18 protein-coding genes are annotated in these 24855 nt (G+C 55.0%); 17 read left to right on the top strand and 1 reads right to left on the bottom strand.

The window, feature by feature from the left end; translation table 11 throughout:
* The first annotated feature begins 1 nt into the window (after window position 1).
* The 4 genes from fdx (at window position 2) to sseB (ending at window position 2788) form a co-directional block, all read left to right on the top strand.
* Window positions 2-337: an ISC system 2Fe-2S type ferredoxin gene (fdx, locus tag F0Q32_RS22410; protein WP_015963427.1), complete on the top strand. Its 336-nt coding sequence runs from the start codon at window positions 2-4 to the stop codon at window positions 335-337.
* A gap of 11 nt (window positions 338-348) precedes the next feature.
* Window positions 349-549 carry a Fe-S cluster assembly protein IscX gene (iscX, locus tag F0Q32_RS22405; RefSeq protein WP_015963428.1) on the top strand — a complete coding sequence of 67 codons (201 nt, stop codon included), beginning with the start codon at window positions 349-351 and terminating at the stop codon, window positions 547-549.
* A gap of 53 nt (window positions 550-602) precedes the next feature.
* Window positions 603-1889 carry an aminopeptidase PepB gene (pepB, locus tag F0Q32_RS22400; RefSeq protein WP_149464798.1) on the top strand — a complete coding sequence of 429 codons (1287 nt, stop codon included), beginning with the start codon at window positions 603-605 and terminating at the stop codon, window positions 1887-1889.
* Between the two features lie 122 nt (window positions 1890-2011).
* Window positions 2012-2788: an enhanced serine sensitivity protein SseB gene (sseB, locus tag F0Q32_RS22395; RefSeq protein WP_149464797.1), complete on the top strand. Its 777-nt coding sequence runs from the start codon at window positions 2012-2014 to the stop codon at window positions 2786-2788.
* A gap of 496 nt (window positions 2789-3284) precedes the next feature.
* Here sseB and sseA read toward each other — a convergent pair whose 3' ends face one another.
* Window positions 3285-4130 (bottom strand): 3-mercaptopyruvate sulfurtransferase, encoded by an 846-nt coding sequence (gene sseA / locus F0Q32_RS22390; protein ID WP_149464796.1) that lies wholly within the window; start codon window positions 4128-4130, stop codon window positions 3285-3287.
* Window positions 4131-4349: 219 nt separating this feature from the next.
* On the opposite strand from sseA, the gene F0Q32_RS22385 reads away from it, so the two are divergent.
* From F0Q32_RS22385 to F0Q32_RS22325, 13 genes are all read left to right on the top strand, one after another.
* Complete coding sequence (locus tag F0Q32_RS22385) at window positions 4350-9302, top strand: alpha-2-macroglobulin (RefSeq protein ID WP_149464795.1); 4953 nt, start codon at window positions 4350-4352, stop codon at window positions 9300-9302.
* A gap of 1 nt (window position 9303) precedes the next feature.
* A complete protein-coding gene (gene pbpC / locus F0Q32_RS22380; protein WP_149464794.1) occupies window positions 9304-11628 on the top strand; it encodes a peptidoglycan glycosyltransferase PbpC in 2325 nt (774 codons plus the stop codon).
* Window positions 11629-11784: 156 nt separating this feature from the next.
* A complete protein-coding gene (ndk, locus tag F0Q32_RS22375; RefSeq protein ID WP_015963434.1) occupies window positions 11785-12216 on the top strand; it encodes a nucleoside-diphosphate kinase in 432 nt (143 codons plus the stop codon).
* A gap of 260 nt (window positions 12217-12476) precedes the next feature.
* A complete protein-coding gene (locus F0Q32_RS22370; protein WP_149464793.1) occupies window positions 12477-13643 on the top strand; it encodes a bifunctional tRNA (adenosine(37)-C2)-methyltransferase TrmG/ribosomal RNA large subunit methyltransferase RlmN in 1167 nt (388 codons plus the stop codon).
* Window positions 13644-13920: 277 nt separating this feature from the next.
* A complete protein-coding gene (gene rodZ, locus F0Q32_RS22365; RefSeq protein ID WP_149464792.1) occupies window positions 13921-14931 on the top strand; it encodes a cytoskeleton protein RodZ in 1011 nt (336 codons plus the stop codon).
* Window positions 14932-14957: 26 nt separating this feature from the next.
* The gene (ispG, locus tag F0Q32_RS22360; RefSeq protein ID WP_015963437.1) at window positions 14958-16076 is read left to right on the top strand and encodes a flavodoxin-dependent (E)-4-hydroxy-3-methylbut-2-enyl-diphosphate synthase; all 1119 of its coding nucleotides are present in this window, start codon (window positions 14958-14960) and stop codon (window positions 16074-16076) included.
* A gap of 239 nt (window positions 16077-16315) precedes the next feature.
* Window positions 16316-17590, top strand: coding sequence for a histidine--tRNA ligase (gene hisS / locus F0Q32_RS22355; RefSeq protein ID WP_149464791.1), 1275 nt, complete (start codon window positions 16316-16318; stop codon window positions 17588-17590).
* Between the two features lie 33 nt (window positions 17591-17623).
* Window positions 17624-18244 carry a YfgM family protein gene (locus tag F0Q32_RS22350; RefSeq protein WP_149464790.1) on the top strand — a complete coding sequence of 207 codons (621 nt, stop codon included), beginning with the start codon at window positions 17624-17626 and terminating at the stop codon, window positions 18242-18244.
* Between the two features lie 10 nt (window positions 18245-18254).
* A complete protein-coding gene (gene bamB, locus F0Q32_RS22345) occupies window positions 18255-19433 on the top strand; it encodes an outer membrane protein assembly factor BamB (protein WP_108473402.1) in 1179 nt (392 codons plus the stop codon).
* Between the two features lie 134 nt (window positions 19434-19567).
* Window positions 19568-21046: a ribosome biogenesis GTPase Der gene (gene der / locus F0Q32_RS22340; protein WP_149464789.1), complete on the top strand. Its 1479-nt coding sequence runs from the start codon at window positions 19568-19570 to the stop codon at window positions 21044-21046.
* A 49-nt stretch (window positions 21047-21095) separates the two neighbouring features.
* Window positions 21096-21314 carry a zinc ribbon domain-containing protein gene (locus F0Q32_RS22335; protein ID WP_149464788.1) on the top strand — a complete coding sequence of 73 codons (219 nt, stop codon included), beginning with the start codon at window positions 21096-21098 and terminating at the stop codon, window positions 21312-21314.
* Window positions 21315-21534: 220 nt separating this feature from the next.
* Window positions 21535-23712: an intimin-like inverse autotransporter SinH gene (gene sinH / locus F0Q32_RS22330; RefSeq protein ID WP_149464845.1), complete on the top strand. Its 2178-nt coding sequence runs from the start codon at window positions 21535-21537 to the stop codon at window positions 23710-23712.
* A 55-nt stretch (window positions 23713-23767) separates the two neighbouring features.
* Window positions 23768-24760 carry a SinI family autotransporter-associated protein gene (locus F0Q32_RS22325; RefSeq protein WP_149464787.1) on the top strand — a complete coding sequence of 331 codons (993 nt, stop codon included), beginning with the start codon at window positions 23768-23770 and terminating at the stop codon, window positions 24758-24760.
* Window positions 24761-24855 lie beyond the last annotated feature (95 nt).

The following is a 24855-nucleotide window of genomic DNA, read 5'->3' as shown; positions in this document are numbered from 1 at the left end:
TATGCCAAAGATTGTTTTTCTGCCCCACCAGGACCTGTGTCCGGATGGCGTAGTTGTGGAAGCTGAGACCGGTGAAACCATTCTGGATGCGGCGCTGCGCAGCGGTATCGAGATTGAACACGCCTGCGAAAAATCCTGTGCCTGCACCACCTGCCACTGCATCGTGCGTGAGGGTTTCGATTCTCTGCCAGAAAGCACTGAAGATGAAGACGATATGCTGGATAAAGCCTGGGGGCTGGAGCCGGATAGCCGTCTGAGCTGCCAGGCGCGCGTCACCGACGAAGATCTGGTGGTCGAAATTCCGCGTTACACTATTAACCACGCACGAGAGCACTAACAGAGGATAGTATGGGACTGAAGTGGACCGACAGCCGTGAAATCGGCGAAGCGCTTTACGACACCTTCCCGGATACCGATCCGAAGACCGTGCGCTTTACTGACCTGCACCAATGGATTTGCGACCTTGAGGATTTTGATGATGACCCTCAGGCATCAAATGAAAAAATCCTTGAGGCAATTCTGCTAGTCTGGTTAGACGAAGCTGAATAAGTCACATATCGGGCTGCCTTCGGGTGGCCCGTTTACTAATAAGGATAACTAAAATGACCGAAGCGATGAACATTACGCTTACCACGCAGCCCGCCGATGCGCGCTGGGGCGAAAAAGCGACTTATAGCATTAACGATAATGGAATCTCTTTGCACCTGACCGGTAAGGACGACCTGGGCCTGATTCAGCGCGCGGCGCGTAAAATTGATGGTCTGGGCATTAAACACGTAGCGTTGACCGGCGAAGGCTGGAGCGCCGACAGCGCGTGGGCTTTCTGGGCCGGTTATAAAGGGCCGAAAGGCACGCGTAAAGTGGAATGGCCGGAACTGGATGACGCTCAGCGTCAGGAGCTGGATAACCGCCTGACCATCATCGACTGGGTGCGCGATACCATCAACGCCCCGGCGGAAGAGGTTGGCCCGTCACAGCTGGCGCAGCGTGCGGTTGATCTGCTGTGCAGCGTCGCCTGCGATCAGGTTTCTTACCGCATCACCAAAGGCGAAGATCTGCGCGAGCAGAACTACATGGGGATTCACACCGTAGGTCGTGGCTCCGAGCGCGCGCCGGTACTGCTGGCGCTGGACTACAACCCAACCGGCGATAAAGACGCACCGGTCTACGCCTGCCTGGTCGGCAAAGGCATCACCTTCGATTCCGGCGGTTACAGCCTGAAGCAAAGCGCGTTCATGGACTCGATGAAGTCTGATATGGGCGGCGCGGCAATGGTCACTGGCGCACTGGCGTTTGCTATTACGCGTGGTCTGAACAAGCGTGTGAAACTGTACCTGTGCTGCGCCGATAATATGGTGAGCGGCAACGCCTTCAAACTGGGCGATATCATTCACTATCGTAACGGTAAAAACGTTGAAGTGATGAACACCGATGCGGAAGGGCGTCTGGTGCTGGCCGATGGTCTGATTGACGCCTCTGCGCAGAAACCAGAACTGATCATCGACGCTGCAACCCTGACCGGGGCTGCAAAAACGGCTCTGGGTAACGATTATCACGCGCTGTTCAGCTTCGATGATGGCCTGGTCAATCGCATGATGGCGAGTGCGGCTGCGGAAAACGAACCGTTCTGGCGCCTGCCGCTGGCGGAGTTCCACCGCAACCAGTTGCCGTCCAACTTTGCTGAATTGAACAACACCGCGAACGCCACTTATCCGGCGGGTGCTAGCACGGCGGCGGGCTTCCTGTCTCACTTCGTTGAAAACTATCACCAGGGCTGGCTGCATATTGACTGCTCCGCTACTTACCGCAAAGGCGCGGTAGAGCAGTGGGCCGCCGGCGCGACCGGGCTGGGCGTGCGTACGATTGCGAATCTGCTGACCGCTGAATAATCTTTGTGACCCCTCATCCTAACCCTCTCCCTCAGGGAGAGGGGACTGCTCCGTGCGGTTTTCTCCCTCTCCCTGAGGGAGAGGGCCGGGGTGAGGGGAAAATCGATATCCTGGAATCCTCTATGTCCGAAACCAAAAACGAATTAGAAATCCTGCTTGAACAGGCGGCGACCGAACCGGCGCATCGCCCTGCGTTCTTCCGCACGCTGCTGGAATCCACCGTGTGGGTGCCCGGCACAGCGGCGGAAGGCGAACAAATTGTGGAAGACAGCGCACTCGATTTACAGCACTGGGAAAAGGACGACGGCACTTCCGTTATTCCCTTTTTCACCTCGCTGGAAGCCTTGCAGCAAGCCGTTGAAGAGGAACAGGCGTTCGTGGTCATGCCCGTTCGCACGTTGTTTGAAATGACCCTCGGTGAAACGTTGTTCCTCAACGCCAAACTGCCGACCGGAAAAGAGTTCACCCCGCGCGAAATCAGCCATCTGATTGGTGAAGAGGGAAACCCGCTCAGTACCCAGGAAGTGCTGGAAGGCGGCGAATCGCTGATCCTCTCCGAAGTGGCGGAGCCGCCTGCCCAAATGGTGGATTCGCTCACCACACTGTTTAAAACCATCAAACCGGTGAAACGCGCGTTTATCTGTTCAATCAAAGAGAGTGCAGAAGGCGAGGCGAACCTGCTGATTGGTATCGAAGCCGACGGTGATATTGAAGAGATTATTCACGCCGCAGGCAGCGTGGCGACCGATACGCTACCGGGCGATGAACCGATTGATATCTGCCAGGTGGTAAAAGGGGAAAAGGGAATCAGCCACTTTATTACCGAACATATCACGCCGTTCTACGAACGCCGCTGGGGCGGCTTCCTGCGTGATTTTAAACAGAATCGGATTATTTAAGTTTGAGGAAGGCCGCCCCGAAGGGCGGCATCCTGGCTTACCTGCCCATTACATTGATTGCGTTGCGAAAAGCGTAGCCTGAAAGATCCCAGTCTTCGTTAACGTGAGCAAACAGCGTGCTGGTTACAATAAGCACGATACAAACGTATCGTTTCATTGCGCGGTCCATGCAAAGACCGCATCACGGCAGCACCACTGGCGATAATGACGCGATAGCAAGTACCGGATAGTACCTGCGCTTACGGCCACGGAACATCCTCTCCAGAAGCCAGTGCCCGTTTGCGAGACGGCGGAAAGGGCCGTTTAAATAATACCCTCTTTTTGCAAGGTTAATCCATAAGTGGACTTGACTTCAGCGCTCTGAAAACGGATTATTTCGTTACCGGGTAGTACCTGCGTTGCTTTCGCAACAGAACCCGCTGGAAAGGCCGCGAACCAGACCAGCAATAAAAAAACCGCCTTTTTATGGGCGGTTTTTTTATTGCTGCAATGCGCGTTATTTCACCGGCTCAACCGGCAAGTCATCGCGTGCGCCCCATTCGCTCCAGGCGCCGTCATACAGCGTCACATCATCGGCTTCCAGCGTCGCCAGCGCCAGTACAACCACTGCCGCCGTTACGCCGGAACCACAGCTGGCGACGATTGGGCGGTTGAGGTCAACACCTGCGCGGTCAAAAATCGTGGTTAATTCATCAACGGTTTTCAGCTCACCGTTGAAGACTAAATCGCCCCACGGCACGTTACGCGCCCCGGGAATGTGCCCACGACGTAAGCCCGGGCGTGGCTCGTCAACTTCGGCGTTAAAGCGTGGTGCCGGGCGGGCATCGACGATTTGCGCAGTGCCTTCGTGGCTAATTAGCAGCACGTCGGTCAGGCGCTTGATCTTCTGAGCATCGAATTTCACCTCGAAGTCGCCTTCGACCATATCGACATTACCCTGCTCAAGCAGGTAATCATCGCGTTGCCAGCCCGCTAATCCGCCAGCCAGAATTGAGACTTTTTCAGCGCCAAATGTACGCAGCATCCACCAGGCGCGCGGCGCGGAGAAGAGATTACCTTCATCGTACACCACCAAATGTTTATCGCTGCTGACGCCCAGTTCACGCATAGCAACTGCGAAGGCTTCCGGGCGCGGCATCATGTGCGGGAGCGGGGTGGTATGGTCTGAAAGCGCTTCAATATCAAAGAAAAGGGCATCAGGGAGATGACCGTCGCGGTACTCTGCGGCCATATCACGATGTTCCTGCCCCGGCGGCGCCATGCGGGCATCGATAATCTGCACTTCCGGGTCATTAATGTGTTCTGCCAGCCAGTCGGCGGCGACAAAGAAAGAGGTGCTCATATGGGCCTCCATTTATCAGTTGTAAACGAATTGTCGGCGTTTTGCCCGGCAGTGACAAGTTAATGACTCCTGGTATGTGATAACACCGAATAAGTTACTGAATAAATAATTCGGAAAAAGACCGCAATTTAAACGTCCCGAGAGGTGGTAAAACGCTGTTCACGCGTAATACTATTGAGCATTCATGACAAACAGGCTCCAGAGCCAGAGGTTCTAAGGATGAAACCCTTCCGTTTGGCGGCACTTGCGCTGCTTGCCGCATCGACGCTTGCCGGCTGTGATAATAACGATAAAGAGAAAACCGGTGCGCCTGCTCCCGCAGCCACAACGGCTACCCCGGCGATGCCTGCTCCTACAAAACCTGATAGCGCGACGTTAGCCAAACTGGCTCAACAGAGCGAAGGAAAGGCCTTAACCCTGCTGGATGCCTCGGAAGTGCAGCTTGAAGGCGCCTCTGCGCTGGTGCTCACGTTCTCAGTGCCGCTCGATCCCAATCAGGATTTCGCCAAAACCGTGCATGCCGTCGATAAAAAGAGCGGCAAGATTGACGGTGCCTGGGAGCTTGCACCGAATTTGAAAGAGTTACGTCTGCGGCATCTGGAGCCAAAACGCGAACTGATTGTGACCATTGATCCTGAACTGGTTGCCGTGAATAAAGAGACGCTGGGCAAAGGCGTCGAAAAAACAATTTCTACCCGCGATATTGCGCCAACGGTCGGTTTTGCCAGCCGTGGTTCGCTGCTGCCGGGCAAAGTGGTTGAAGGGTTGCCAGTGATGGCGCTCAACGTTAACAACGTCGATGTCAACTTCTACCGCGTGAAGCCGGAGTCGCTGGCGTCGTTTGTCAGTTCGTGGGAATACCGTAACTCGCTGAGCAACTGGGAATCTGACGAACTGCTGAAAATGGCGGATTTAGTCTACACCGGGCGCTTCGATCTCAACCCGGAACGTAACACCCGCGAGAAACTGCTGCTGCCGCTGAAAGATATCAAACCCCTGCAACAGTCTGGTGTTTATATCGCGGTGATGAATCAGGCAGGACACTATAACTACAGCAATGCCGCCACGCTCTTTACCCTGAGCGATATCGGCCTTTCCGCGCACCGCTATCACAATCGTCTGGACGTCTTTACCCAAAGTCTGGAAAACGGCGCGGCGCAGTCGGCGGTGGATGTACAACTGCTGAATGAAAAAGGGCAAACCCTGGCGCAGGCGAACAGCGATGGGCAGGGGCACGCCACGCTGCAAACTGATAAAGAAGCGGCGCTGGTGCTGGCGCGTAAAGATGGACAAACCACGCTGCTCGATCTCAAACTCCCGGCGCTCGATCTCGCTGAATTCGCTATTGCCGGTGCGCCTGGCTACAGCAAACAGTTCTTCATGTTTGGCCCGCGCGATCTCTATCGTCCTGGTGAAACCGTCATCCTGAACGGCCTTCTGCGCGATGGCGATGGCAAACCGCTGGCGGAACAACCGGTCAAAATCGACGTGGTGAAACCCGACGGCCAGGTGGTTCGCAGCGTGGTCAGCAAACCGGTGAACGGTCTGTATCAGTTCACCTATCCGCTCGACAGCGGGGCCGCGACCGGAATGTGGCATATTCGCGCCAACACCGGTGATAACCAGCGTCAGGAGTGGGATTTCCACGTTGAAGATTTCATGCCAGAACGCCTGGCGCTTAATCTGAGCGCCCAGAAAACCCCGCTGGCACCAGAAGATGATGTGAAGTTTGGCGTTGTCGGTTACTACCTCTATGGCGCACCGGCCAATGGCAACACCTTACAGGGCAAGCTGTTCCTGCGTCCGCTTCGTGATGCGGTGGCTGCCCTGCCGGGTTTCCAGTTCGGCGATATAGCTGAAGAGAATCTCTCGCGCAGTCTGGATGAAGCCAGCCTGACGCTGGATGAAAAAGGGCGCGGGGAAGTGACTACCTCCAGCCAGTGGCAGGAAGCACATTCCCCGTTGCAGGTCATTTTACAGGCCAGCCTGCTGGAGTCCGGTGGCCGTCCGGTGACGCGTCGTGCCGAACAGGCTATCTGGCCTGCGCCGGAACTGCCGGGTATTCGACCGCAGTTCGCCAGCAAAGCGGTGTATGACTATCGCACCGACACCACGGTGAATCAGCCGATTGTCGACGAAGACAGCCAGGCGGCATTTGATATCGTTTATGCCAATGCTCAGGGCGAGCGCAAAGCGGTAGAAGGCTTGCAGGTGCGTCTTATTCGTGAACGCCGCGACTACTACTGGAACTGGTCAGAAGACGAGGGCTGGAAATCACAGTTTGACCAGAAAGACCTGGTGGAAGGCGAAGAGAGCCTTAATCTCAAAGCCGATGAAACTGGTAAGGTCAGTTTCCCGGTCGAGTGGGGCGCTTATCGTCTGGAAGTCAAAGGGCCGAACGACACCATCAGTAGTGTTCGTTTCTGGGCCGGTTACAGTTGGCAGGATAACAGCGACGGCAGCGGCGCGGCGCGTCCGGATCGCGTGACCATGAAGCTGGATAAACCGTCTTATAAACCGGGCGATACCATCAATCTGCACGTAGCTGCCCCGGCGGCGGGCAAAGGCTATGCAATGGTGGAATCGAGCGAAGGCCCGTTGTGGTGGCAGGAAATCACCGTTCCGGCGGAAGGGCTGGATCTCTCCATTCCGGTGGATAAAAGCTGGAATCGTCATGACCTCTATTTGAGTACGCTGGTGGTGCGTCCGGGTGACAAATCCCGTTCCGCCACGCCAAAACGCGCGGTCGGCGTACTGCATCTGCCGCTCGGCGATGACAACCGCCGTCTGAATATCGCTCTTGATGCGCCTGCGAAAATGCGCCCGAATCATCCGTTGACGGTGAAAGTGAAAGTCGACCGCAAAGAAGGTGCTGCGCCGAAACAGGTGAACGTGCTGCTTTCGGCGGTGGACAGCGGCGTGCTGAACATTACTGATTACACCACCCCCGATCCGTGGCAGGGCTTCTTTGGCCAGAAACGCTACGGCGCGGATATTTATGATATCTACGGTCAGGTGATTGAAGGGCAGGGGCGTCTGGCGAGCCTGCGCTTTGGTGGTGATGGCGACGAACTGAAACGTGGCGGTAAACCGCCGGTTAACCATGTAACCATTATCGCGCAACAGGCCCAGCCGGTAACGCTCGATGACAACGGCGAAGGCACCGTCACGCTGCCGATTGGCGATTTCAACGGCGAGCTGCGCGTGATGGCGCAGGCGTGGACCGATGAAGATTTTGGCAGCAGCGAAGATAAAGTGGTGGTTGCCGCGCCGGTGATTGCTGAACTGAACATGCCGCGCTTCCTGGCGGGCGGCGATACCGCGCGTCTGACGCTGGATATCACGAACCTCACGGATAAACCGCAAACGCTGAACGTACAGCTGGCGGCGAGCGGGTTGATTCAGCTGGAAGGCGCGCAGCCTGCGCCGATTACGTTACAGCCGGGCGTGCGCAATATTCAGTTTGTGCCGGTTAGCGCCAAAGAAGGTTTCGGCGACGGTCAGGTGGATATCACGGTGAGTGGTCTGGAACTGCCGGGTGAAACGCTGCCGCCGGTCAGCAAATCCTGGAAGCTGGGCGTACGCCCGGCCTTCCCGGCGCAGACGGTGAACAGCGGCGCGGCGTTGCAGCCTGGCGAAAGCTGGAGTGTGCCGCAGGGCTATCTGGCGAATTTCTCCCCGGCCACGGTCCAGGGGCAACTGCTGCTGAGCGGCAAGCCGCCGCTGAACCTGGCGCGCTATATTCGTGAGCTGAAAGCGTATCCGTATGGTTGTCTGGAGCAGACCGCCAGCGGTCTTTTCCCATCGCTATACACCAATGCCGCACAGCTCAAAACGCTCGGTATTACCGGCGACAGCGATGAGAAACGTCGCGCGGCGGTAGATGTGGGAATTTCACGGATGCTGCAAATGCAGCGTCAGGATGGTGGTTTCGCCCTGTGGGATAAAGAAGGCCCGGAAGAGTACTGGCTAACCGCCTACGCGATGGACTTCCTGGTGCGCGCGGGCGAACAGGGTTACAGCGTACCGGCAGACGCCATTAACAAAGGCAATAACCGTCTGCTGCGTTATCTACAGGAGCCGGGGCTGATGACCCTTCGCTACAGCGATGATACCGCCGCCAGCCGCTTTGCCGTGCAGGCTTATGCCGCGCAGGTGCTGGCGCGTCAGCAGAAAGCGCCGCTCGGCGCGCTGCGCGAAATCTGGGAGCGTCACGCACAGGCGAAATCGGGCTTGCCGTTGATGCAACTGGGCGTGGCGCTGAAAGCGATGGGCGATGCGCCGCGTAGTGAAGAAGCCATTCAACTGGCGCTGAAAACCCCGCGTGCCGACACGCCGCGCTGGATTGGTGATTACGGCAGCGCGCTGCGGGATAACGCGCTGATGCTGGCGTTGATGGAAGAGAACAAACTGCTGCCGGATGCGCAAAACACGCTGCTGCAAACGCTCTCTGAGCAGGCGTTCGGCGAGCGTTGGCTATCCACGCAGGAGAGCAATTCGCTGTTCCTGGCGGGTCGCGGTCTTGCTGATTTGCCGGGTAACTGGCAGGCACAAACATCGCTGGATGCCGCACCGTTGCAGAGCGATAAAGCACAAACCCGTAATCTGGATGCGGATCAGTTAGGCGCGTTGCAGGTGACTAATAGCGGCACGCAGCCGCTGTGGTTGCGCCTCGATGCCACCGGGTACCCGGAGTATTCGCCAGAGCCGGTCAGTAACGTATTGCAGATTGAACGCCAGATCCTCGGTACTGACGGAAGGCCGAAAGCCATCTCTTCACTGCGCAGCGGCGACCTGGTGCTGGTGCGCATTGAGATCAACGCCAGCCAGAACGTCCCGGATGCGCTGGTCGTTGATATGTTGCCCGCCGGGCTCGAACTGGAGAATCAGAACCTGGCAAACAGCAGTGCCAGCCTTGCGGATAACGCAGGCGAAGCGCAGAACCTGATCAACCAGATGCAACAGGCGGATATTCAGCATATGGAATTCCGCGACGACCGCTTTGTGGCGGCCGTGGCCGTCAATGAGAATCAGCCAGTCACGCTGGTTTATCTGGCGCGGGCGGTGATGCCGGGAACTTATCAGTTGCCGCAGCCGCAGGTGGAATCGATGTATGTACCGCAGTGGCGCGCGACCGGCCAGGCGGATGGCCCGCTGATCGTCACGCCGTAAGATGCGGTTGTGGTATGCGTTTAAACGCCGCTGGCTATGGCTGGCGGCGAGCGTAGTTGTGGTGTGGCTGGCGGTGCTGGGGGCCGATCGTCTCTGGCCGCTGCCGTTACATGAAGTGACACCCGCTCGCGTGGTGGTCGCTCAGGATGGCACACCGCTGTGGCGCTTTGCTGACGCCGAAGGGATCTGGCGTTATCCGGTCACCATCGAAGAGGTGTCACCGCGCTATCTTGATGCGCTGATCCAGTATGAAGATCGCTGGTTCTGGGATCATCCCGGCGTTAACCCGTTGGCGATCCTGCGTGCGGCCTGGCAGGATCTTACGTCCGGGCGCGTGATCTCCGGCGGCAGTACGCTTACCATGCAGGTGGCCCGTCTGCTCGACCCTCATCCTCGCACTTTTGGCGGTAAATTCCGTCAGCTCTGGCGCGCGTTACAGTTGGAGTGGCACCTTTCAAAACGCGATATTCTCACCCTTTATCTCAATCGCGCACCTTTCGGCGGCACGTTGCAGGGCGTGGGCGCGGCGAGCTGGGCCTATCTGGGTAAACCGCCCGCACAATTGAGCTATGCCGATGCAGCGTTGCTGGCCGTGCTGCCGCAGGCGCCGAGTCGTTTACGCCCGGATCGCTGGCCGGAACGCGCGCAGGCGGCACGCAACAAAGTGCTGGCCCGCATGCAAACCCAACAGGTGTGGCCAGCGAAGGTGGTGAAAGAGGCCAGCGAAGAGCCTGTCTGGTTGTTCCCACGGCAGATGCCGCAACTGGCGCCGCTCTTCTCGCGCAAAGTGCTGGCGATGAGCAAAGCAGAAAAAATCACCACTACGCTGGATGCCGGGCTGCAACGCCAGCTTGAGGAGATGGCGCTTAACTGGAAATCGCGCCTGCCGCCGCGCAGTTCGCTGGCGATGATCGTCGTGGACAACAGCACGATGCAGGTACGCGGCTGGGTGGGGTCGGCAGACATCGGTGATGACAGTCGATTTGGGCATATCGACATGGTGTCGGCGATCCGATCGCCGGGATCGGTATTGAAACCGTTTGTGTATGGTATGGCGATGGATGAAGGATTGATCCACCCTGCTTCGCTGCTCCAGGACGTGCCGCGCCGGGTGGGGGATTACCGACCTGGAAACTTTGATAGCGGCTTCCACGGCCCGGTGAGCATGAGCGAGGCGCTGGTGCGATCGCTGAATCTTCCCGCTGTACAGGTTCTGGAGGCTTACGGCCCGAAACAGTTTGCCGCGCGCCTGCGTAACGCCGGTTTACCGTTGATATTGCCCGCAGGCGCGGAGCCTAATTTATCGTTGATCCTCGGCGGGGCGGGCGCGAGGCTGGCTGATATCACTGCCGCCTATAGCGCGTTTGCACGTCATGGTAAAGCAGGGCGCTTACGTTTACTTGCTGACGATCCGCTGGTGGAGCGCCCGCTCTTGTCGCCGGGATCGGCGTGGATCATTCGCCGTATTCTGGCCGGGGAAGATCAGCCGATGGCAGATGATATGCTGCCACAAGTCGTACCGCTGGCATGGAAAACCGGGACCAGCTACGGCTACCGTGACGCGTGGGCAATTGGGCTGAATGCGCGTTACAGCATCGGCATCTGGACCGGCAGGCCGGACGGTACCCCCGTCGCCGGGCAGTTTGGTTTTGCCAGCGCGGTGCCGCTTCTGAATCAGGTCAGCAATTTGTTGCTGTCCCGCGCCAGTGCAGGGAAAAACGGATTACCTACCGATCCACGCCCTGCTTCGGTGAGCGGCGGGACGATTTGCTGGCCTGGCGGGCAGTCGCTGGCTGAAGGCGACGCGAACTGCCGCCGCCGTCTCGCGACCTGGCTTCTGGACAATAGCCAGCCGCCGACGCTGCTGTTACCCGGTCAGGAAGGCATTCGCGGAATTCGCTTCCCAATCTGGCTGGATGCGCAGGGCAAACGCGTTGCAGCAGATTGCCCGGATGCGAAGCAAACCACCCTGGATGTGTGGCCGCTGCCGCTGGAACCCTGGCTTCCTGCCAGCGAGCGACGCGCTGTCAGACTTCCTGCCGCCTCCACGGTTTGCCCGCCACAACTATCGCAGGACGCGCCGCCGTTAGTACTTTCTGGCGTGCGAGAAGGCGCGGTGATCCAACGTGCTCCTGGCGAGTCGCAGGTGACGCTTGCGCTGCAAACCAGCGGCGGAGAAGGGCGACGCTGGTGGTTTCTGAATGGTGAGCCGCAGGAAAGTGCGGGAAAAAATCTGACGCTTACGTTACAAAAAGCGGCAGAATATCAACTGGTGGTAATGGATGAAGGTGGGCAGATAGCGACGGTGAATTTTACCTTTCGCTAAGATTTTTGCGCCAGGTAGCGTAAGAATGTTGCTAAAGCTAATTTTATTTTAAAAAAATGTTACCTTCGTCCATAGGCAAGGCGAGCTTGTCTCATTATAATCCGCGCCAGGTCATACGATGTATGCATAACAACAGAACACATTTCAGAGGTAATCATGGCTATTGAACGTACTTTTTCCATCATCAAGCCAAACGCGGTGGCAAAAAACGTTATTGGAAGCATCTTTGCACGTTTTGAAGCGGCAGGGTTCAAAATCGTCGGCACCAAAATGCTGCATCTGACCGTTGAGCAGGCGCGTGGATTCTACGCTGAGCATGATGGTAAGCCGTTCTTCGACGGTCTGGTTGAATTCATGACCTCTGGCCCGATCGTGGTTTCCGTTCTGGAAAGCGAGAACGCGGTACAGCGTCACCGCGATCTGCTGGGTGCGACCAACCCGGCTAACGCCCTGGCGGGTACCCTGCGCGCAGACTATGCTGACAGCTTCACCGAAAACGGCACTCACGGTTCCGATTCCGTTGAATCTGCACAGCGCGAAATCGCTTACTTCTTCGGTGAAGGCGAAGTCTGCCCGCGCACTCGCTAATTGATCAGCCTGTAGGCCGGGTAAGGCGTCAGCCGCCACCCGGCAAAGCACCCGCACAATGCCTGATGACGCTTCGCTTATCAGGCCTACGGTTGAGACAGGTATGATTATTTTTACGAATGTCACGTGCAGACGTGGCGTCCGTGCGCCAGAATTTGTACAATGCAACGCCCCCGGACGAGCAGACCGCTCTCCCGGGGCGTTTCTTTTTATTAACCCTCCAGGGGCCATAACGTGTAACAACGAGGCCGGTAAAGATTATGTCTGAACAAATTGTCACGCCTGAGAGCGCCATCCCGGCGGTTCCCAATAAAGATGGAAAAATTAACCTGCTGGATCTCAACCGTCAGCAGATGCGCGAGTTTTTTAAAGACTTAGGCGAGAAACCCTTCCGTGCCGATCAGGTCATGAAGTGGATGTATCACTACTGCAGCGATAACTTTGATGATATGACCGATATCAACAAGGTTCTGCGTAATAAGCTTAAAGAGGTCGCTGAAATTCGTGCGCCGGAAGTGGTTGAAGAGCAACGTTCTTCCGATGGCACCATCAAATGGGCGATTGCGGTTGGCGATCAGCGCGTCGAAACGGTTTATATCCCGGAAGACGATCGGGCGACCCTGTGTGTTTCCTCACAGGTTGGCTGTGCGTTAGAGTGTAAATTCTGTTCTACGGCGCAGCAGGGCTTTAACCGTAACCTGCGCGTTTCGGAAATTATTGGCCAGGTCTGGCGTGCGGCGAAAATCGTTGGCGCGGCAAAAATCACCGGTCAACGTCCTATCACTAACGTGGTGATGATGGGCATGGGCGAACCGTTGCTGAACCTGACTAACGTGGTTCCGGCAATGGAAATCATGCTTGATGATTTCGGTTTTGGCCTGTCCAAACGTCGCGTTACCTTGTCTACTTCTGGCGTCGTTCCGGCACTGGATAAACTGGGCGATATGATTGACGTTGCGCTGGCTATCTCCCTGCATGCGCCAAACGATGAAATCCGTGACGAAATTGTACCGATTAACAAAAAGTACAATATCGAAACCTTCCTTGGGGCGGTGCGCCGTTATCTGGAAAAATCTAACGCCAATCAGGGCCGTGTGACCATTGAGTACGTGATGCTTGACCATGTCAACGACGGTACCGAACACGCGCATCAGCTGGCTAAATTGCTGAAAGATACGCCGTGCAAAATCAACCTTATTCCGTGGAACCCGTTCCCGGGCGCGCCGTATGGCCGTAGCTCAAATAGCCGTATCGACCGTTTCTCGAAAGTACTGATGGAATACGGTTTCACCACTATTGTGCGTAAAACGCGCGGTGATGATATCGATGCCGCATGCGGCCAGCTGGCCGGTGACGTTATCGACCGTACCAAACGTACCCTGCGTAAGCGTATGCAGGGCGAGGCTATCGACGTAAAAGCCGTGTAATCATGCCTTCGCGCACGGCAGAAATGGCGTGCGCGACGTTAAATGGGCAAGGATTAGGCGAAACGTACTGATCTGGTTAATAATTACGGTGCGTTTCCGCCAGTATTGAGGCAGTATGTAGCGCAGGAATGACAGTGCCGTTACCGTCTCTGGTGCTGTTTTGAGGTCGCTAATCGGGCAGCTTATACTGTCTGTTCGAAGTCAACGATCGGATGTTTCGCGGTGTAGGCGTAGTCTGCATCAGAGTCTTAATTTCACGAACCAGCAGTTGTAGCGAATGAATACTGAAACCAACCCAGATCAACAAGAAGCACGCACCACGGGCTCCCGTTTACGCAATGCCCGTGAACAACTCGGACTCAGCCAGCAGGCGGTTGCTGAACGGTTATGCCTGAAGGTTTCCACCGTTCGCGATATTGAAGAAGATAAAGCGCCCGCTGAACTCGCTTCAACATTCCTGCGTGGTTATATCCGCTCTTACGCTCGCCTCGTTCATATTCCTGAAGAAGAACTGCTTCCGATGATGGAAAAGCAGGCGCCGGTTCGTGCTGCGAAAGTCGCGCCGATGCAGAGCTTCTCGCTGGGTAAACGTCGTAAAAAACGCGACGGCTGGCTGATGAGCTTCACCTGGCTGGTGCTGTTTGTGGTCGTCGGTCTGACGGTGGCGTGGTGGTGGCAAAACCACAAAGCGCAGCAGGAAGAGATCACCACCATGGCGGATCAATCCTCCGTGGAACTCAATAACAGCAGCAATACCGGTTCTCAGGATGTGCCATTAGATACCGGCGCAACCAGCGCACCTGCTACAACGGATAACACCGCGCCAGCAACGACGCCAGCAGAGACTGCAGCAACGCAAACGCCAGCGGCGACAGCGACGCCAGCGCCTGCAACCGACGCGCAGAATAACGCTGTTGTTGCGCCGTCCCAGGCGAATGTCGATCCGGCAGCCACCGCGCAGACCACGGCGCCGGTAGCCACTGCCCTGCCAACCGATCCAGCTCAGCCTGCTACGCCTGCTGCTGATCCGAATGCGCTGGTGATGAACTTTACCGCCGATTGCTGGTTGGAAGTCACCGATGCGACCGGTAAAAAACTGTTCAGCGGTTTGCAGCGTAAAGATGGTAACTTGAATCTCGTAGGCCAGGCGCCGTACAAACTGAAAATTGGCGCACCGGCTGCAGTACAGATCCAGTATCAGGGTAAACCTGTCGATCTGAGCCGTTTTATCAGAACTAACCAGGTTGCGCGTCTGACCGTGAATGCCGAACAATCACCGGCACAGTAACAGACGGGCAACGCGGGAGATTTTTCATGCACAACCAGGCTCCAATTCAACGTAGAAAATCGAAACGCATTTACGTTGGGAACGTGCCGATTGGCGATGGGGCTCCCATCGCCGTACAGTCGATGACCAACACGCGCACCACCGATGTGGAAGCAACGGTCAATCAGATTAAAGCGTTAGAACGCGTCGGGGCGGATATCGTTCGTGTTTCCGTGCCGACGATGGACGCGGCAGAAGCGTTCAAACTCATCAAGCAGCAGGTCAGCGTGCCGCTGGTGGCTGATATTCACTTCGACTACCGTATTGCGCTAAAAGTAGCGGAATACGGCGTCGATTGTTTGCGTATCAACCCCGGCAACATCGGAAACGAAGAACGTATCCGAATGGTAGTGGATTGTGCGCGTGACAAAAATATCCCTATCCGCATTGGCGTTAACGCCGGTTCTCTGGAGAAAGATCTCCAGGAGAAATATGGCGAACCGACGCCTCAGGCGCTGCTGGAATCCGCGATGCGCCATGTCGATCACCTCGATCGTCTGAACTTTGATCAGTTCAAAGTCAGCGTGAAAGCCTCTGATGTTTTCCTCGCCGTTGAGTCGTATCGTCTGCTGGCGAAGCAGATCGATCAGCCACTGCATCTTGGGATCACCGAAGCGGGCGGCGCGCGCAGTGGAGCGGTGAAATCGGCGATCGGCTTAGGGTTGTTGCTCTCGGAAGGGATCGGCGACACCCTGCGTGTTTCGCTGGCGGCAGATCCGGTCGAAGAGATCAAAGTCGGTTTCGACATTCTGAAATCTCTGCGTATTCGCGCACGCGGCATCAACTTCATTGCCTGCCCGACCTGTTCACGTCAGGAATTCGACGTTATCGGTACGGTCAATGCACTGGAACAGCGCCTGGAAGATATCATCACGCCGATGGACGTTTCCATCATCGGTTGCGTGGTGAATGGTCCTGGTGAAGCGCTGGTGTCAACGCTGGGCGTGACAGGCGGTAACAAGAAAAGCGGCCTGTACGAAGATGGCGTGCGTAAAGACCGTCTGGATAACAACGATATGATTGACCAGCTGGAAGCTCGCATTCGTGCGAAAGCAACCATTCTGGATGAAGCCAATCGTATCGATGTTCAGCAGGTCGAAAAATAACAAGATGGGAAGTTCGCGTTCTCGAGGTATACACAAAATCATTCAGGTTGCGTCAAGGCGGCAAGCGAGTGAATCCCGATGAGCTTACCAGGGTAAGTGATTCGGGTGAACGAGCGCAGCCAACGCAGAGGCAACTTGAAGGATGAAGTGTATATGACGACCCGAACTTCCCGTGTATGATTGAACCCCTGCGGGAAATCCGCTGAGGGTTCATTTTTATATTTATAAAGAGAATAAACGTGGCAAAAAACATTCAAGCCATCCGCGGCATGAACGATTATCTGCCTGGCGAGACCGCCATCTGGCAGCGCATTGAAGGCACACTCAAAAACGTGCTCGGCAGCTACGGTTACAGTGAAATCCGTTTGCCGATTGTAGAGCAGACCCCGTTATTCAAGCGCGCGATTGGTGAAGTGACCGACGTGGTTGAAAAAGAGATGTATACCTTTGAGGACCGCAATGGCGATAGCCTGACCCTGCGTCCGGAAGGTACTGCGGGCTGCGTACGCGCCGGCATCGAGCATGGTCTTCTGTACAATCAGGAGCAGCGTCTGTGGTATATCGGGCCGATGTTCCGTCACGAACGTCCGCAGAAAGGCCGCTACCGCCAGTTCCATCAACTGGGTTGTGAAGTGTTTGGTCTGCAAGGGCCGGATATCGATGCCGAGCTGATTATGCTTACCGCTCGCTGGTGGCGTGCGCTGGGTATTTCCGAGCATGTTGCGCTGGAACTGAACTCTATCGGTTCCCTGGAAGCGCGTGCGAACTATCGTGATGCGCTGATTGCCTTCCTCGAACAGCATAAAGAGAAGCTGGACGAAGATTGCAAACGTCGTATGTACAGCAACCCGCTGCGCGTGCTGGATTCAAAAAATCCGGACGTTCAGGCGCTGCTGAACGACGCGCCTGCGCTGGGCGACTATCTCGATGATGAGTCTCGCGAACACTTTGCCGGGCTGTGCGCTCAGTTGGACGCGGCTGGCATTGCCTACACCGTCAACCAGCGTCTGGTGCGCGGTCTGGACTACTACAACCGCACCGTGTTTGAGTGGGTGACCAACAGCCTGGGCTCGCAGGGTACCGTTTGCGCCGGTGGGCGTTATGACGGTCTGGTTGAGCAATTGGGCGGTCGCGCCACACCAGCGGTGGGCTTCGCGATGGGGCTCGAACGACTTGTTTTGTTAGTTCAGGCAGTTAATCCGGAATTTAAAGCCGATCCTGTTGTCGATATATACCTGGTAGCCTCAGGTGCCGATACTCAGTCCGCCGCAATGCGTCTGGCTGAAGCGGTTCGTGATGCAATTCCAGGTGTGAAACTGATGACTAACCACGGCGGCGGCAACTTCAAGAAACAGTTCGCCCGTGCGGACAAATGGGGCGCGCGCGTTGCTCTGGTGTTGGGTGAGTCTGAAGTCGCACAAGCGAATGTGGTTGTGAAGGATTTACGTTCTGGCGAGCAGACAACCGTAACGCAGGACGGCGTTGCTGCGCATTTGCGCACTATTCTGGGTTAATCTCCCGGACATTTTTATCAGGAGAAGGACTGCGTGGAAATGTACAATAACGATAACGACCAGGTTGACGCGCTTAAGCGTTTCTTTGCCGAAAACGGCAAAGCGCTGGCCGTTGGGGTCATTTTAGGGATTGGTGCGCTGGTTGGCTGGCGTTACTGGACGTCCCATCAGTTGAATACGGCACGTGAATCTTCACAGGCCTATGAAAATGCCGTTTCTTCTCTTAGTTCAGGGAAACCGGAAGCGTTGGCCGGGGCGGAGAAATTCGCCGCCGAATCGAAAAACACCTACGGTGCTTTCGCGTCGCTGGAACTGGCTCAGCAATACGTAGACAAAAATGAACTGGATAAAGCGGAAAAACAGCTTAACCAGGGCTTAGCTGCGGCTTCTGATGAGAATCTGAAATCGGTTATCAGCATGCGTCTGGCGCGCGTTCAACTGCAAATGAAGCAGCCGGATGCGGCGTTGAAGACCATTGAAAGCATTAAAGGCGAAGGCTGGACGGCTATCGTCGCCGATTTGCGCGGGGAAATTCTGCTCAGCAAAGGTGACAAACAAGGCGCTCGCGCGGCCTGGGAAGCAGGGGCGAAAAGCGATGCTTCTCCTGCGCTCAGCGAAATGATGCGCATGAAAATTAATAATTTGTCCATCTGAGAGGGACCCGATGCAATTGCGTAAATTACTTTTGCCAGGACTGCTTTCTGTCACTCTGTTGAGTGGTTGTTCCTGGTTTAGCGGCGAAGAAGATATCGTAAAAATGTCCCCGCTGCCGACGGTTGAAAACCAGTTCACGCCTTCTACCGCATGGGATGTGTCGGTCGGAAACGGAATTGGCAACTTCTATTCCAACCTGCATCCGGCCTATGCGGACAGCGTGGTTTATGCGGCAGATCGTCGTGGCACCGTTAAAGCCGTGAACGCGGATGACGGTAAAGAAGTCTGGTCTGTCGACCTGGCGGAAAAAGATGGCTGGCTGTCACGTAAACCGGCGCTGCTTTCCGGCGGCCTGACCGTTTCTGGCGGCCACGTGTATGTCGGCAGTGAAAAAGCGAAAGTGTACTCCCTGGATGCAGGCGATGGTTCCATCACCTGGCAGACCGCAATGGCAGGTGAGGTACTGTCTCGTCCAGTGGTCAGCGACGGCCTGGTGCTGGTTCATACCAGCAACGGTCAGTTGCAGGCGCTGAACGAAGCTGATGGCGCGATCAAGTGGACCGTCAACCTGGATATGCCAGCGTTGTCCCTGCGCGGTGAATCCGCTCCGGCTGTTGCTTACGGCGCAGCGATTGTGGGTGGTGATAACGGACGCGTCAGCGCCGTGCTGATGCAGCAGGGCCAGCTGATTTGGCAGCAACGTATTTCTCAGGCAACGGGTAACACCGAAATTGACCGTCTGAGCGATGTCGATACCACGCCGGTTATCGCCAATGGCGTCGTTTACGCGCTGGCATACAACGGTAACCTGACCGCACTGGACCTGCGCAGCGGCCAGATCCTGTGGAAACGCGAGCTGGGCTCGGTGAATGATTTCATCGTCGATGGCAACCGTATCTACATGGTCGATCAGAACGACCGCCTTCTGGCGCTCACCACTGATGGCGGCGTAACGCTGTGGACGCAAAGCGATCTGCTGCACCGCCTGCTGACGGCACCTGCGCTGTATAACGGCAACCTGGTGGTTGGCGATAGCGAAGGTTACATGCACTGGATTAACACTGAAGATGGCCGCTTTGTTGCACAGCAAAAAGTGGACAGCTCTGGCTTCCTGACTGAACCCGTTGTTGCCGATGGCAAACTGCTGATTCAGGCAAAAGACGGTACGCTGTACGCGATTACGCGTTAAAATAGTGCGGTGATTCAGTGAATAACGGCTCCTGTTAAATCAGGGGCCGTTTGCTATTTTTATTATTATTGTTTTTATGCCCGATGGCGATGCGCCACCCGGCAAACCAAATATTGAGTTAATGAGGCTTTAACATGATTCCTGTGGTCGCGCTTGTCGGGCGCCCTAACGTTGGAAAATCCACGCTATTTAACCGCCTGACGCGCACTCGTGATGCGCTGGTCGCGGATTTCCCGGGTCTGACTCGTGACCGTAAATACGGTCGTGCTGAAGTGGAAGGCCGTGAGTTCATCTGTATCGATACTGGCGGTATCGACGGTACAGAAGAGGGTGTGGAAACCCGCATGGCGGAACAATCGTTGCTGGCGATTGAAGAGGCCGACGTGGTGCTGTTTATGGTTGATGCGCGTGCCGGGCTGATGCCTGCGGATAAAGCGATCGCCAAACATTTGCGCTCTCGTGAAAAACCGACCTTCCTGGTAGCGAACAAAACGGACGGCGTTGATGCCGATCAGGCCATCGCTGATTTCTGGTCGCTTGGCCTGGGTGATATCTACCCAATCGCCGCCTCTCACGGTCGCGGCGTGACCAGCCTGCTGGAACACGTGCTGCTGCCGTTTGTTGATGACGTTAATCCGCCGGAAGAAGTAGACGAAGACGCGGAGTATTGGGCGAAATTTGAAGCTGAGCAGAACGGCGAAGAGCTTGAAGAGCCGGAAGATGATTTCGACCCGACGACGCTGCCAATCAAGCTGGCGATTGTCGGTCGTCCGAACGTAGGTAAGTCTACACTTACTAACCGTATTCTCGGCGAAGACCGCGTAGTGGTCTATGACATGCCGGGGACGACGCGTGACAGTATCTACATTCCAATGCAACGTGATGAACGTGAATACGTGCTCATCGACACCGCCGGAGTGCGGAAGCGCGGCAAAATTACCGATGTGGTCGAGAAATTCTCCGTCATCAAGACGTTACAGGCGATTGACGACGCTAACGTGGTCCTGCTGGTGATTGATGCCCGTGAAGGCATCTCCGATCAGGACCTGTCCCTGCTGGGCTTCATCCTGAATAGTGGGCGCTCACTTGTTATTGTGGTCAACAAATGGGATGGCCTGAGTAACGAAGTCAGAGAGCAGGTGAAAGAGACGCTGGACTACCGTCTGGGCTTTATCGACTTCGCGCGCGTGCACTTTATCTCTGCGCTGCACGGCAGCGGCGTCGGCAACCTGTTTGAATCCGTACGCGAAGCCTATGACAGTTCGACCCGCCGCGTAGGAACCGCCATGCTGACTCGCATCATGACGATGGCGGTGGAAGATCATCAGCCGCCGCTGGTGCGTGGCCGTCGCGTGAAGCTGAAATATGCGCACGCCGGGGGTTATAACCCGCCAATCGTGGTAATTCACGGCAACCAGGTGAAAGACCTGCCGGATTCCTACAAACGTTATCTGATGAACTACTTCCGTAAGTCGCTGGATGTGATGGGGACGCCGATTCGTATTCAGTTCAAGGAAGGGGAAAACCCGTATGCGAACAAGCGCAATACGCTGACCCCAACCCAGATGCGTAAGCGTAAACGTCTGATTAAGCATATTAAGAAAAGTAAGTAATCACTAATCAATGGCCTCGTTAAGAGGCCATTGTTATTAAGGAGCCACTATGGAACTGCTTTGCCCAAAATGTCAGCACCTGCTGGAGCAGGATGGCGCACATGCGCATTGTCCATCCTGCGGTAATGATGTCGAACTGCTGGCCTGCTGCCCGGATTGCCATCAGCCTTTACAGGTACTAAAAGCCTGCGGTGCGGTCGATTATTTCTGCCAGAATGGTCACGGGTTGATTTCGCGTAAGCGTGTGGAGTTTGTTATTCCCACTTAAATTAATAGCTCTGGTAATAAGTGTTATGCCAGAGCATAAATATACTGAATGTTTAACTCGATTTTATTTAATATTAATATTATTTTAGTGGCGTTTATTTTGTAGTCGTCACAAATTGTATTTTTTCGGATTTTATTTGGTCGTTATTTTATTTTTTTTATTTCGACGGGTGGTTAAACTGGCAGGATAATTTCTTCCTGGAAGATTTATCGTGCAGAGGATGCTTTTTTTGATGCTCATGATTTTATCAGGCTCGGTTTTTGCCGAGCCTGAGTTTTCTGCATCTGTTAAAAAGCCCTCTCTCGAATCTACGCTCCCCGATCTTGGCAGTCAGGCTGCGCAGCAGGAAGAAACTGACAGCAAGGGCAAATCCCTTAAGGAACAAGGGGCGGATTATTTTATCAACTCGGCGACACAAGGGTTTGATAACCTGACGCCAGAGGCATTGCAGTCGCAGGCCAGGAGCTATGTTCAGGGGCAGGTGACGTCCGGGGCACAGTCACTTGTCGAAGATGCGCTAGCGCCTTTTGGCAAAGTGAGAACCAATCTCTCGCTTGGCGAGGGGGGCGATCTTGATGGCAGCTCGCTAGATTATTTTGTTCCCTTATATGATAACCAAACGACCTTATTTTTTAGCCAATTATCTACGCAACGAAAAGAGGAAAGAACAATAGGCAATCTGGGAATAGGCGTAAGGCATAATACTGATAAATGGTTATTGGGTGGAAATATATTTTATGATTATGACTTTACCCGTGGGCATCGCCGTTTAGGTTTAGGTGCCGAAGCCTGGACTGATTATTTAAAATTCTCTGGCAACTATTATCATCCGCTTTCTGACTGGAAAGACTCCGAAGATTTCGATTTTTATGAGGAGCGTCCTGCGCGCGGTTGGGATATTCGCGCCGAAGCCTGGCTACCCGCTTACCCGCAGCTTGGCGGTAAAATCGTTTTCGAACAGTATTACGGTGATGAAGTCGCGCTTTTTGGCACCGATAATCTGGAGAAAGATCCCTTCGCCGTCACGCTGGGTGTGAAATACCAGCCCGTACCGCTCATTGCCGTAGGAACGGATTTCAAAGCCGGCACTGGCGATAATACCGATCTTTCTGTTAACGCAACGCTGAACTACCAGTTTGGCGTCCCGCTCAAAGACCAGCTTGATCCTGACAAAGTAAGCGCGGCTCACTCGCTCATGGGCAGCCGTCACGACTTTGTTGAACGTAACAACTTTATTGTTCTGGAATACAAAGAGAAAGATCCCCTCGATGTCACTTTGTGGCTGAAAGCTGATGCGACGAATGAACATCCCGAGTGCGTGATTAAAGATACGCCAGAAGCAGCCATCGGGCTGGAAAAATGTAAGTGGACCATTAACGCGCTCATTAATCATCATTACAAAATCGTTGCTGCCTCCTGGCAGGCGAAAAACAATGCTGCACGTACGCTGGTGATGCCGGTTATCAAAGAAAACACCCTTACTGAAGGGAACAACAACCACTGGAATCTGGTACTGCCTGCCTGGCAGTACAGCTCTGATAAAGCCGACCAGGAAAAACTCAATACCTGGCGGGTACGCCTGGCGCTGGAAGATGAAAAAGGCAATCGGCAGAACTCCGGCGTGGTGGAAATCACCGTTCAGCAGGATCGTAAAATTGAGCTCATCGTTAACAACATCGCCAATGTACCGGATGAGAACAATCACAGCCACGAAGCCAGCGCGCAAGCGGATGGTGTAGATGGTGTCGTCATGGATCTCGACGTTACCGATAGTTTTGGCGACAACACTGACCGTAACGGTAATGTCTTGCCGCAGGATAATCTCAGCCCGCAGCTGTTTGATGCCAACGATAAAAAAGTGACGCTGGCGAATAAACCCTGCACCACCGAAGTGCCGTGCGTTTTTATCGCCAAACAAGATAAAGAAAAGGGGACCGTTACGCTCTCCAGTACGTTGCCCGGCACCTTCCGCTGGAAAGCGAAAGCCGCCCCTTATGATGACAGTAACTATGTTGACGTAACGTTCCTGGGTTCTGACATCGGCGGGCTGAATGCTTTTATCTACCGCGTTGGTGCAGCTAAGCCCGTCAATCTTATCGGCAACAAAGAACCGTTGCCTCTCAATAGCCGCTATCGCTTTGTGCTGTGGCGCGACGCTAACAAAGACGGCGTGTTCCAGCTTTCTGAGAAGCTCACTGACGACGAGATGAAACAGTATGACTATCAGTGGGAATTCACGGGGCATAGCGTAAATGGCAATACCGGTGCGCAAACCAATACCACGAACGTCGATATAGAGATTCCGGCAACCAACAAGGACGCGGCAGCAAAGTTTAGTGCCCAGGTAACCGATGGCGTGCAGGGATACGGTTTGCAGGTCAATTACAGCAAGAAATAGGGGCGGCGCCATGGCTGATCGGGCCACCGCTGAATATTAATCAAGGAGAGTGTTTATGAAACCTCATATGAAACGTGGCCTGACAAAAGTCGCGCTGGCACTGATGCTGGCTGGATACTGTGCCGTACCAGCCGCTATGGCGGAAGATGCCGCCTGGGTCGCCAGTGGAACGACCGCTGAATTCGAGGGGACCATACCCTGGCTCTATCGCGAAGGGGGGAATGCCACGATTAACTCGGAAGATGCGGATCACATTAAAGTAACGTCTGATGGTAAAGGTACCCGTCCTCCGGGTAGCGAGACGGATAAACGCCTTTACTCAGGGGATACCATCACGCTGGGTTGGGATATCGGCGATACCGAAGGGGATATCGATGATGGTCCCGCAGGCATTGATGCGAAAACGACAGCCACTATCAAGTGGTACAGTTACAGCGATAATGCGGGTGGCGGTAAAACGGAGCTGACCGCAGCGGCGGGTAAGACGAGTTATAAACTCACTGATGACGAACGTGGGCGTTATATCGGTGTTGAAATCCAGCCCATCACCCAGACCGGTAATCCTTTCCAGGGAACATCGCTGACTCTGCTGGATATTTCAACGGCCAGCGGTGGCGGCAGCGATACGGACAATGTCGATCCCGGCCCGGTTGTGAACCAGAATCTGAAAGTTGCCATCTTCGAGGAAGGTACCACTACCAACCTTATCGGTGGTAATACGGCCATTGCGCTTAACAAAACCTATGTGGCCAAACTGTACTCGGATGAAAACCAGAACGGTAAATATGACGCGGGTACGGATATGGACGTTACCGCTAACTATGACTTTGCATGGGTCTTTAACGGTAACAGTAAACAACTCGGTGCTGCAGGCGGTATTGCTAATGCCAGCTTCGATAACAATAAAATTGTTATCCCACAAACTAACGAAGAAGCAAGAACCAGCCTTAACGGTAGTGATCGTAATGGTAAGAGTGGTCTTGCGATCCCGGCAAACGGCGACGGCGTTCAGGGCTATACGCTGTCTATCATTTACAAACACCACTAATGCGCACAACAGCATTCCCATACGGGAATGCTGTTTTCCGCCTGTTTTGCTTAGCGACGCGTTAAGCAAAACAGGTTGATGTTTTGTTTATCATG

The organism is Pseudocitrobacter sp. 73, assembly GCF_008369545.1.
GTDB lineage: Bacteria > Pseudomonadota > Gammaproteobacteria > Enterobacterales > Enterobacteriaceae > Pseudocitrobacter > Pseudocitrobacter vendiensis.
Note: the sequence above shows the minus strand (reverse complement) of the source record. Positions and strands in the feature narration are given on the sequence as shown.